Source organism: Bradyrhizobium betae, from assembly GCF_050632175.1.
In the GTDB taxonomy this organism is placed as follows: Bacteria; Pseudomonadota; Alphaproteobacteria; order Rhizobiales; family Xanthobacteraceae; genus Bradyrhizobium; species Bradyrhizobium betae_B.
This window is the reverse complement of record NZ_CP192576.1, coordinates 3,198,880-3,210,165: the sequence shown is the minus strand read 5'-3', so window position 1 is coordinate 3,210,165 and position 11,286 is coordinate 3,198,880. Positions and strand designations below refer to the sequence as shown.

Annotated in this window: 7 protein-coding genes; 4 read left to right on the top strand and 3 right to left on the bottom strand. The window is 63.9% G+C overall.

Translation table 11 applies throughout. The features are described from left to right. Positions 1-13: 13 nt before the first annotated feature. Positions 14-400 (top strand): MAPEG family protein, encoded by a 387-nt coding sequence (locus ACQ86E_RS15400; protein ID WP_431206089.1) that lies wholly within the window; start codon positions 14-16, stop codon positions 398-400. Between the two features lie 211 nt (positions 401-611). On the opposite strand, the gene ACQ86E_RS15395 is transcribed toward ACQ86E_RS15400, so the two are convergent. The 3 genes from ACQ86E_RS15395 to ACQ86E_RS15385 form a co-directional block, all read right to left on the bottom strand. Continuing rightward, a complete protein-coding gene (locus ACQ86E_RS15395) occupies positions 612-1,805 on the bottom strand; it encodes an ABC transporter substrate-binding protein (RefSeq protein WP_431206088.1) in 1,194 nt (397 codons plus the stop codon). A gap of 276 nt (positions 1,806-2,081) precedes the next feature. After that, a complete protein-coding gene (locus tag ACQ86E_RS15390) occupies positions 2,082-5,252 on the bottom strand; it encodes an efflux RND transporter permease subunit (protein ID WP_431206087.1) in 3,171 nt (1,056 codons plus the stop codon). After that, positions 5,249-6,460, bottom strand: coding sequence for an efflux RND transporter periplasmic adaptor subunit (locus ACQ86E_RS15385; protein WP_431206086.1), 1,212 nt, complete (start codon positions 6,458-6,460; stop codon positions 5,249-5,251). The genes ACQ86E_RS15390 and ACQ86E_RS15385 overlap by 4 nt, the downstream gene beginning before the upstream one ends. A 296-nt stretch (positions 6,461-6,756) precedes the next feature. Here ACQ86E_RS15385 and ACQ86E_RS15380 point away from each other — a divergent pair, with 296 nt between their 5' ends. From ACQ86E_RS15380 to ACQ86E_RS15370, 3 genes are all read left to right on the top strand, one after another. Next, entirely contained in the window at positions 6,757-7,911 is a 1,155-nt protein-coding gene (locus ACQ86E_RS15380) for an iron-containing alcohol dehydrogenase (protein WP_431206085.1), read from the top strand. 18 nt (positions 7,912-7,929) lie between these two features. Beyond that, on the top strand, positions 7,930-9,480 hold the full coding sequence (locus ACQ86E_RS15375; RefSeq protein ID WP_431206084.1) for an AMP-binding protein: 1,551 nt from the start codon (positions 7,930-7,932) through the stop codon (positions 9,478-9,480). A 200-nt stretch (positions 9,481-9,680) separates the two neighbouring features. Then, on the top strand, positions 9,681-11,279 hold the full coding sequence (locus tag ACQ86E_RS15370) for an ABC transporter substrate-binding protein (protein WP_431206083.1): 1,599 nt from the start codon (positions 9,681-9,683) through the stop codon (positions 11,277-11,279). Positions 11,280-11,286 lie beyond the last annotated feature (7 nt).

Genomic DNA, 11,286 nt, shown 5'->3' with positions numbered 1-11,286 from the left:
GAAGGGATTGGCAATGTATCATCTCACCGCCCTCGTCACGCTGCTGGCGATTGCATTTTATCTCTTCGTCTGCATCAACGTCTCGCGCGTGCGGGAAAAGACCGGCGTCAAGGTCCCCGCGACGTCGGGCCATCCCGATTTCGAGCGCGCCTTCCGCATTCAAATGAACACGCTGGAATGGATGCCGGTCTTTCTGCCGGCGCTCTGGCTGTTCGCGATCTATATCGGCGACGCCATGGCGGCCGGGATCGGCGCGGTCTGGATCATCGGCCGCATCGTCTATTTCATCGGCTATTCGAAGGCGGCAGCCAAGCGCGGCCCGGGCTTTGCGATCCAGGGAATCGCCGCCCTTGCGCTGTGGGCGGGAGCGCTGGGCGCGGTGGTGCTGCGGCTGGTGTGAGGGCAGGCTGCGGCCACTCGATCCGCCGTCATCCCGGACAAGCGGAGCGCCGATCCGGGATCCATAACCACAGGGAGAAGTTTTGCGAGAACTCGTGGTGGGATTCTCGCATCCCACTTCTCCCGGGGTTATGGGTCCCCGCCCCCCGTGCGCAATTGCGCACTAGGCGGGGACGACAGCGAATTTGTGGCGCTGACCTCAACTCTTCCTGCTACTTCGTCAGCGGACAGCCGCTCTCCTTGGCGGTGAAGAAGGCCTTGTCGCCGGGGACCACCGCGAGCTGCTTGTAATAGTCCCAGGGCTTCTTCGACTCGGACGGCTTCTTGACCTCGAACAGATACATGTCGTGAACCATGCGACCGTTCTCGAGCACCTTGCCGCCTTGCGCGAAGTCGTCGTCGACCGGCAGCTCCTTCAGCTTCTTGGCGACCGCGTCTGGATCCTTGGTGCCGGCGGCCTTGACCGCCTTGAGATAGCTCAGCGTCGCCGAATAGGTGCCGGCCTGGATCATGTTCGGCATCCGCCCGGTGCGCTTGAGGAAGCGTTCGCCGAGATTGCGGGTGCGGTCGTTGACGTCCCAGTAATAGCCTTCGGTCAGCACGAGGCCCTGCGCGGCCTGCAAGCCGAGACCGTTCACCTCGGCGAGCGTCATCAGGAGCCCGGCGAGTTTCTGGCCGCCGGCGACGATGCCGAACTCCGAGGCCTGCTTGATCGAGTTGGTGGTGTCGAGGCCGGCATTGGCGAGACCCACGATCTTCGCCTTCGAGCTCTGCGCCTGCAGCAGGAAGGAGGAGAAGTCCGAGGAGTTGAGCGGAACGCGCACCGAACCGACCACCTTGCCGCCATTGGCGGTGACAATCTCGCTGGTGTCCTTCTCCAGCGCGTAGCCGAAGGCATAGTCGGCGGTGAGGAAGAACCAGGTATCGCCGCCCGCCTTGGTCAGCGCACCGCCGGTGCCGACACCGAGCGCGCGGGTGTCATAGGCCCAGTGGAAGCCGTAGGGCTGGCAGGCATCGCCGGTGAGGCGCGAGGTCGCGGCGCCGACGACGATGTCGATCTTCTTCTTTTCCTTGGAGAGCTCGTGGATTGCGAGCGCGACCGAGGAGGTCGTGAGTTCCGTGATCATGTCGACGTTCTCGACGTCGTACCAGCGCCGCGCAATGGAGGTCGCAAGATCAGGCTTGTTCTGGTGGTCGGCGGTGACCAGCTCGACCTTCTGGCCGAGCACCTCGCCGCCGAAATCCTCGATCGCCATCTTGGCGGCTTCCACCGACCATTTGCCGCCGTAATCGGCGTAGACGCCGGACTGGTCGTTGAGGATGCCGATCTTGACGCCTTGCGCCATGGCCGGCGCCGCCAGCATCAGGGCGGACGTCGCGACAGCGGCCAAAAGGGCTGATTTCATGTGTGTTAGCTCCCAGCAGTTTTCTGTTTTGAAATCGCGCGAATACTATTGAAGAACCCCGGCGCTGCCCATCCATTTCATGTTGATCGTTAGTATGGGATTCTGCGCACCAAACAATCGGTGTCGTCCCGGGCGCGCGCAGCGCGAGCCCGGGATCCATAGCCACAGGATCGAGTTGGACGAAGACTCGAAGTTACCAGCTTTGCCCCAGACTTCTCCCTGGGGTTATGGGTCCCCGCCAACGCGGGGGATAAACCAGCGGGCATCACCAACAACTTACGAGCCCACCACCCCCGGCTTCTTCCCCTCGTTCCGCCCCTCGGCCAGGTTCCGCACCACCACATAGAAGATCGGAGTGAACAGAAGTCCGAACAGCGTCACGCCGATCATGCCGAAGAACACGGCGACGCCGACGGCCTGGCGCATCTCCGAGCCGGAACCCGACGAGATCACCAGCGGCAAGACGCCGAGGATGAAGGCGAACGACGTCATCAGGATCGGCCGCAGGCGCAGGCGGCAGGCGTCGATCACGGCCTCCAGCCGAGGCTTGCCTTCATTCTCGATGTCGCGCGCGAACTCGACGATGAGGATCGCGTTCTTCGCCGCAAGTCCCACCAGAACGACGAATCCGATCTGGGTGAGGATGTTGACGTCCTGCCCCATGATGCGCACGCCGATGGTGGCGGCGAGCAGGCACATCGGCACGATCAGGATCACCGCGAACGGCAGCGTCCAGCTGCCATATTGCGCGGCAAGCACGAGATAGACGAACAGCACGCAGATCGGGAACACGTAGAGGCCCGCATTGCCGCCGGTGATCTGCTGATAGGACAGGTCGGTCCATTCGAAGGTGAAGCCGCTCGGCAAGGTGTCGTCCGCGAGCTTCTTGATGGCATCGAGCGCGGTGGTCGAGCTGACGCCCGGCGCCGGCTCGCCCTGCAATTCGGATGCTGCATAGAGATTGTAGCGCGCGACACGGTCGGGGCCCGACACATCCTTGAACTCGACCACACTGCCGAGCATCACCATGTCGCCGGAGGCGTTGCGCGTGCGCAGCCGAGCGAGGTCGCTTGGCTCCTTTCGGAACGGGAAGTCCGCCTGCGCCGTGACGTGATAGGTACGGCCGAACAAATTGAAGTCGTTGACATAGGTCGATCCGAAATAGGTCTGGATCGTGTCGTTGATGTTGGCGATGGGCACGCCGAGCTTCTGCGCCTTGGTGCGGTCGATATCGACGAAGAGCTGCGGCGTATTGGCAGAGAACGGCGAGAACACGGTGGGCGCCAGCAGCATGGGGGATTTGCGCGCCGCCGCGACGAGCTCGTCGGTGGCCGCGGCGAGCAGCTCGGGCCCGCGACCCTGGCGGTCCTGGATGCGGATGGTGAAGCCGCCGCCGGTGCCGATGCCGGGCACGGCGGGTGGCGGAATCACGATGATGAAGGCGCCCTGGATCGCGGCCAGGCGCTTGCGCAGCTCCACAGTGATCGCGTTCGCAGATAATCCCTTCTTCATTCGCGCCTCGGGCTCGTCGAACACCGGAAACAGCGCCGCTGCGTTTCCGGCCTGCGTGCGCGTCGCGCCGGAGAAGCCCGCGAAGGCGGCAACGCGGATGATGCCGGGCGTATCCAGCGAGATCCGCTCGACCTCGCGCACGATCTCGGTGGTGCGTGCAAGCGACGCCGCGCCCGGCAATTGCACGGATATGATGACATAGCCGCGATCCTGCGCCGGGATAAATCCTTGCGGCGTGGTCACGATCAGCCAGCCGGCGCTGCCGATCAGCACGACGTAAGCCAGGATCATCACCACCGAATGCCGGATCACGAAACTGGCGACGCCGGCATAGCCATGTGCGAGCCGGTCGAACACGCGGTTGAAGGCGCCGGTGAAGGCGTTCCAGCCGCGCGCGACGAGATTCCAGGCGGCCGGCGGCTTCTTCTCCTCGTGCGGCGTAAGAATCAACGAGGCTAGCGCCGGTGACAGCGTCAGCGAGCAAAAGCAGGAGATCGCGGTCGCGACCGCAATGGTGACGGCGAATTGCTGGAAGAACTGACCGGAAATGCCCCCTATGAATGCGGTGGGCACGAACACCGCGCACAGCACCAGCGCGATCGAGACCAGCGCACCGCCGACCTCCTCCATGGTCTTGAGCGCGGCATCACGCCGGCTCAGGCCGTGTTCAAGATGCCGTTCGACATTCTCGACCACCACGATGGCGTCGTCGACCACGATGCCGACGGCGAGAACGAGGCCGAACAAAGTGAGATTGTTGATGGAGAAGCCGAGTGCAGCCATCACCGCAAACGTGCCGACCAGCGAGACGGGTATCGCGATGATCGGGATGATCGCGGGCCGCCATCCCTGCAGGAACACCAGCACCACGATGACCACGAGCAGCATGGCCTCGTAGATGGTCTTGATCAGTTCGTGGACGGACTGAGCGATGAACTCGGTCGGGTTGTAGCCAATGTTGTAGTCGAGGCCTTTGGGAAAGCTCTGCTTCAGCTTCGCCATGGTGTCGGAGATGTTCTTCGCGGTCGCGAGCGCATTCGAGCCCGGCCGCTGCGTCACCAGCATGGCGACCGCCGACTTGCGCAGCAGAAAACTGTTGGTCGTGTAGGCGAGAGCACCGAGCTCGATGCGGGCGACGTCGCGCAGGCGCACGGTGCGCCCGTCGGAGCCGGCCTTGATCAGGATATCCTCGAACTGCTTCTGGTCCTTCAGGCGTCCTGTGAATGTGAGGTTCGGCTGGAAGGCGCGATCCGCAATCGGCGGCTCTGCGATCTGGCCGCCGGCGATCTGCACGTTCTGGGCGCGGATCGCGGCCAGCACCTCGGCCGAAGTCAGGCCGAGATTGGCGATGCGGTCAGGGTCGAGCCAGAGCCGCATCGAATAGTCGCGCGCGCCGAAGATCTGGATGTCGCCGACACCGTCGATGCGCAGCAGTTGGTCGCGGACCTGGAGCAGCGCGTAGTTTGAGATGTAGAGCTGGTCGAAAGTGTCGTCGGGCGACAGCATGAACGCGACCATCAGGATGTCGGGCGAGTTCTTGCGGGTGACGACGCCGTTGCGTTGCACTTCGTCGGGCAGTTGCGGTTGCGCGATCGCGACGCGGTTCTGCACCAGCACCTGCGCCTTGTCGAGATCGGTGCCGAGCTTGAAGGTGACGGTGATGGTGAGCTGGCCGTTCGAAGTCGCCTGGCTGTAGAGATACAGCATGTCCTCGACGCCGTTGATCTGCTGCTCGATAGGAGCTGCGACCGTGTCGGACACGGTTTGGGCTGAAGCGCCGGGATATTGCGTGGTGACCACGACGGTCGGCGGCACCACCTGGGGATATTCGGAGACCGGCAGCGTTGTGTAGGCGAGCGCGCCGACGATCAGCAGCACGATCGACAGCACCATCGCAAGGATGGGCTGGTTGATGGAGAGACGGCCCAGATTCATGACTTGTCACCCGGCTTGCCACCGGCCGGCGCTGTCTGCGGAGCAACCTTGGCGCCGACACGGGCGCGCTGGATTCCGTTGACGATGACGCGATCGTCCGGCTTCAGGCCTTCGCGGATCACCCGCAGGCCTTCGTCCAGCGGGCCGAGCACCACGGGCCGGGCCTCGACGGTATCGTCCGGCTTGACCACGAACACGATCTTGCGGGACTGGTCGGTTGCGACAGCGACGTCCGGAATCAGCAACGCCTCGTAGGGCGCGCTGCCGATCAGGCGCACACGGCCGAACTGGCCGGGCAGGATCGACATATCCGTGTTCTTGACCACGGCGCGGCTGCGCAGCGTGCCGGTGGAGACATCGAGGCGGTTGTCGAGGAAGTTGATGGTGCCCTCATGCGACGGCTTGGTTTCGCCGGCGAGCGTGATCTGCACCGGGTTCGCCGTATCGCGCGAGCTCGGTCGCTTCCCTTCGAACCACAGCTTGCTGTATTTGATGAACGTCGTCTCATCCATGTCGAAATAGACGTAGATCGGGTCGAGCGCGACGATCGAGGTCAGCAGCGTCGAGGTGCCGGTGTCGCTGCCCTGCACGAGATTACCGGGGCTGACGAGATGGCGGCTGACGCGGCCGGTGAGCGGTGCGGTGACATGGGTGAACTCGATGTTGAGCCGGGCGGCCTTCAGCGCGCCCTCGGCCTGGGTCTCGGCGGCGTGCGCGGCCTGCAAGGCCTGGCGGCGCTGGTCGACGACCTGCTCCGAGACCGCGCTGGTCTGGACCAGACTCAGGCCGCGGTCGAGCTCGCGCTTGGCAAGCTCCACCTTGGCGCGCGCGTCGGCGAGCTGGCCGTCGGCCTGCTCCGCAACGGCTTCGAACGGACGCGGGTCGATGACGTAGAGCAGATCGCCCTGATGCACGATCGCGCCGTCCTGGAATTCGACGGAGTTGACGAAGCCGCCGACGCGCGGGCGCACCTGCACCTCCTCGACCGCTTCGAAGCGACCGGTGAACTCATCCCAATCGGTGACGGTGCGCTTGACCGGCTGGGCGACGGTCACCGGCGCGGGCGGCGGCGCAGCCGCCTGCGAGGTCGGCTGCCCGCATCCGGCGAGCGCGAACGCCGCGGCGAGAAGGCCGGCGATGGCGCAGTGCCGCGGCTGAACGAAATCGTGCTTTTTGACAAATCGCTCGCTTCCGTTCGGTCCAGTCATCCCAGGTCCTCGCATAAAAGCCGCGGAAAATGCAGGCCATTCGTCAATCCGCGGGGGAGGTAGGATGGGTGCTCTCGATGAACTCTTCAAGACCAATGCGCGTGCAATGCTTCGAAGCAGGGCCTGACCGGATGGCGGGTTGACAGGGGAGAGGCGGGCACGCGGCGGCCTTCCCTCGCCTCGCCCGCTTGCCGGAGAAGGAGACAAAACCAGCGTCTTCACACATGACGAACAACGGCTGCCCGGCTAGACTGCCCCTCACAAAACTAAAGACAAATTGTCCGGGGAGGACAGGCGTGCACCAGGGACGTGTCGTTTACGGCGCGATCGAGGAGGTCGTGTTCGGCCACCCGGCGGCCGAGGCCATCGTCGCGCAGATGGACCGGCTGGGGACGCGCCGGGCCTTCCTGATGGTCTCCGGCACGCTGAACCGCCAGACCGACGAAATCGAGAAAATCAAGCAGGCGCTGGGCGCGCGCTGCGCCGGCCTGTTCGACGCCATGCCGGCGCACACGCCGCGCGAGGCCGTGATCGCGGCCACCCATGCGGCGCGCGAGGCAGGCGCCGATTTGATCGTCACTGTCGGCGGTGGCTCGATCACCGACGGCGCCAAGGCGGTGCAGCTTTGTCTTGCCAACGGCATCGACGATGTTGACGGCATCGACCGCATCCGCGTGCACAAGGGCGTCGCACCCGAGATGACCACGCCGACGGTGCGCCAGATCAGCGTGCCGACCACGATCGCCGGCGGCGAATTCAGCTCCATTGCAGGCGTGACCGACCGCGCCACCCACGTGAAGCAGATGCTGCGGCACCCACTCGCGGTGCCGCGCGCGACCATCCTCGATCCCGCCGTCACCGTGCACACGCCGGAATGGCTATTCCTCTCCACCGGCATCCGCGCCATCGACCATTGCGTCGAGGCGATCTGCTCGCGCGAGACGCACCCTTATGCCGACGCGCAATCGGTCAAGGGGCTCGCCATGCTCGCCGACGCTCTGCCGCGGGTGAAAGCCGACCCTGCCGATCTCGACGCGCGGATGGACGCGCAGATCGGCACCTGGTTGTCGATGGGCGCGCTCGCCGCCGGCGTGCCGATGGGCGCGAGCCACGGCATCGGCTACGTGCTGGGGGCGGCCTTCGACGTGCCGCACGGCTACACCTCCTGCATCATGCTGCCGGCGGTGATGCGCTGGAATGCACGCGACAATGCCGAGCGCCAGATGATCGTCGCCGCCGCGATGGGCTTTCCCGGCCATCATGCCGCCGACGTGCTCGACGCCTTCATCCGCTCGCTCGGCATGCCGCGCAGCCTCGCTGACGTGCGCGTCTCGCCCGAGCATTTCGACGCCATCGCCGAACAGGCGATGCGCACGAACTGGATCCCGCGCAACCCGCGCAAGATCGATACGCCTGCGCAGGTGCGAGAAATCCTGCTTCTCGCCGCATAATTTTGAGCCGGAGGACTGATGTATCCAGGTCAGCATGCCCGTCTACGCCCGCTCCAGCCCGCCTTCATCATGGCGGCAACGGGCGAGGCCGTCACCTATCGCGAGCTCGATGCACGCAGCAACAAGCTGGCGCATCTGTTCCGCAGGCACGGCCTGAAGCGGCTCGATCACTATTCGATCTTCATGGAGAACAATTCCCGCTATCTCGAAGCCTGCGGCGCGGGCGAGCGGTCAGGGCTCTATTACACCTGCATCAACTCGTTTCTCACCGCGGGCGAACTCGCCTATCTCCTCACCAACAGCCAGTCGCAGATTTTGATCACGTCTGTTGCAAAACTCGACATCGCTCGCGAGGCCATCGCGGCCTGCCCCGACGTCAAGCTCTGCATCGTCGCCGACGGCCCCGGCGAGAGCGACCGCATTGTCGGTCTTGCGGACGTCACCTCCGGCCTGCCGAAGACGCCGATTGCGGACGAATGGCTCGGCACTCCCATGCTGTATTCGTCGGGCACGACGGGACGGCCGAAGGGCATCCTGCGGCCGCTGCCGGAGGAGCCACCAAAGCACAACCTGCCGCTGTTCGATTTCCTGACCAAGCTGTGGCACTACCGCGAGGGCATGATCTATCTGTCGCCGGCGCCGCTCTATCACTCGGCGCCGCAGGCCGCGGTCAATCTCACGATCCGCATGGGCGGCACCGTGATCATCATGGAGAACTTCGACCCCGAGCGTTACCTTCAACTCGTCCAGCAATGGGGCATCACCCACACCCAGCTGGTGCCGACGATGTTCTCGCGTATGCTGAAGCTGCCCGAGGAGGTGCGAGCCCGATACGACCTCTCCTCGCTGGAGATCGCAATCCACGCCGCCGCGCCCTGCCCGGCGCTGGTCAAGGATGAAATGATCAAATGGTGGGGCCCGATCATCCACGAATATTACGGCGCGACCGAAGGCCTCGGCTTCACCGCCTGCAACAGCGAGGAATGGCTCGCCCATCGCGGCAGCGTCGGCAAGGTACTGCTGGGCGACTTGCACATTCTCGACGAAGACATGAAGCCGTGCCCGACCGGCACGCCCGGCCAAGTGTGGTTCAAGACGGGATCGCCGTTCGAATATTTCAACGATCCGGAGAAGACCCGGGAGGCGCGCTCGACCGACGGCAGCATGAGCACGGTCGGCGATGTCGGCTATGTCGACGAGGACCGGTTTCTCTACCTCACCGACCGCGCGACGTTCATGATCATCTCGGGCGGCGTGAACATCTATCCGCAGGAATGCGAGAATTTGCTGATCACCCATCCGAAGGTCGCGGATGCCGCGGTGTTCGGCGTACCTAATCCCGATCTCGGCGAAGAGGTGAAGGCGGTGGTGCAGCCGATGCCCGGCGTGGTGCCGGGGCCGGCGCTCGCCGAAGAGCTGATCGCCTTCTGCGGCGCATCGCTGTCGCGGCAGAAGGTGCCGCGCTCGGTCGATTTCGAGAAGGAGCTGCCAAGGCTGCCGACGGGGAAGCTGTACAAGCGGCTGCTGCGCGACCGCTATTGGGGGAACAAGGCGTCGCGGATCGTGTGAAGGTATTTTCCGCCGCGCGCTACATCTGCGCTGGAATCACTCCTTCGCACCCGCACTCTCACATTGCGAGGAAACGCTCTGCGGCCTTCCGTCATCCGAATTGTCGAGGCCACCGCCAGCCTTGCCGGTTGCTTCGCTGCGCGCGCGTCGCTATCGTCTGACAAACAGGTCGCAAAGGCCGTTGTCCAGGGAGGATGAGAATGCGGAGCGTGTGGGCGCTCGCCGCAATGGCGGCGTTATCTGTGCTGACGACCTCAACCACCACGCTCGCCGGCGAGCCCAAACAGGGCGGAATCCTGCGGATGTATCACCGCGACAGCCCCGGCAACGCCTCGATCCACGAGGGCGCGACCTACTCGCTCAATGTTCCCTTCATGCCCGTGTTCAACAACCTCGTCATCTACAAGCAGGACGTGGCGCAGAACAGCATGGACACCATCGTGCCCGAACTCGCCGAGAGCTGGGCCTGGATCAACGACAGCAAGACGCTGACCTTCAAGCTGCGCCAGGGCGTGAAATGGCATGACGGCAAACCGTTCACCGCGGCTGACGTCAAATGCACCTTCGACATGCTGATGGGCAAGTCGCAGCAGAAATTCCGGCAGAACCCGCGCAAGTCCTGGTACAATGAGGTCAACGACATCTCGACCAACGGCGATTTCGAGGTCTCGTTCAACCTGAAGCGGCCGCAGCCGTCGCTGCTGGCGCTGCTCGCCTCGGGTTACACACCCGTGTATCCGTGCCACGTCTCGCCCGGCGACATGCGCACCCATCCGATCGGCACGGGGCCGTTCAAGTTCGTCGAGTTCAAGGCCAATGAATCGATCAAGCTGACGCGCAATCCCGACTATTGGCGCAAGGGCCGGCCCTATCTCGACGGCATCGAGTTCACCATCATCCCGAACCGCTCGACCGCGATCCTGGCCTTCGTCGCCGGCAAGTTCGACATGGCGTTCCCGACCGAGGTGAGCATTCCGTTGCTGAAAGACGTGAAGTCGCAAGCCCCGAACGCGGTCTGCGTGGTCGAGCCCAACAACGTATCAACCAACATCATCGTCAATTCGTCAGCGCCGCCGTTCGACAATCTCGACATCCGCAAGGCCATGGCGCTGTCGCTCGACCGCAAGGCGTTCGTCTCGATCCTGTTCGAAGGCCAGGCCGACGTCGGCGGCACCATGCTGCCGCCGCCAAACGGGCTGTGGGGTATGCCGAAGGAGATGCTCGAGACGATTCCAGGCTATGGTCCCGACATCAACGCCAACCGCGATGAAGCCAAAAAGCTGATGCAGAAGGCCGGCTACGGCCCGGACAAGCATCTCGCCGTCAAGGTCTCGACCCGTAACATTCCGGTCTATCGCGATCCCGCGGTGATCCTGATTGACCAGCTCAAGAGCATCTATATCGACGGCGAGCTCGACGTGGTCGAGACCGCGAACTGGTTCCCGAAGATCGCGCGCAAGGACTACATGCTCGGGCTCAATCTGACCGGCAACGCCGTCGACGATCCCGACCAGTCCTTCTACGAGAATTATTCATGCGGCTCCGAACGCAACTACACCAATTACTGCAACAAGGAGATCGAAAAGCTGTTCGACGTGCAGTCGCAGGAGACCGATGTCGCCAAGCGCAAGAAGCTGGTGTGGGACATCGACAAGAAGTTGCAGGAGGACGTCGCCCGCCCGATCATCTTTCACGCCCGTACCGGCAGCTGCTGGCAGCCCTATGTCAAGGGCGTGACCGTCATGTCGAACAGCTCCTACAATGGCTACCGGTACGAAGACGTCTGGATGGACAAGTAGCGCGCTG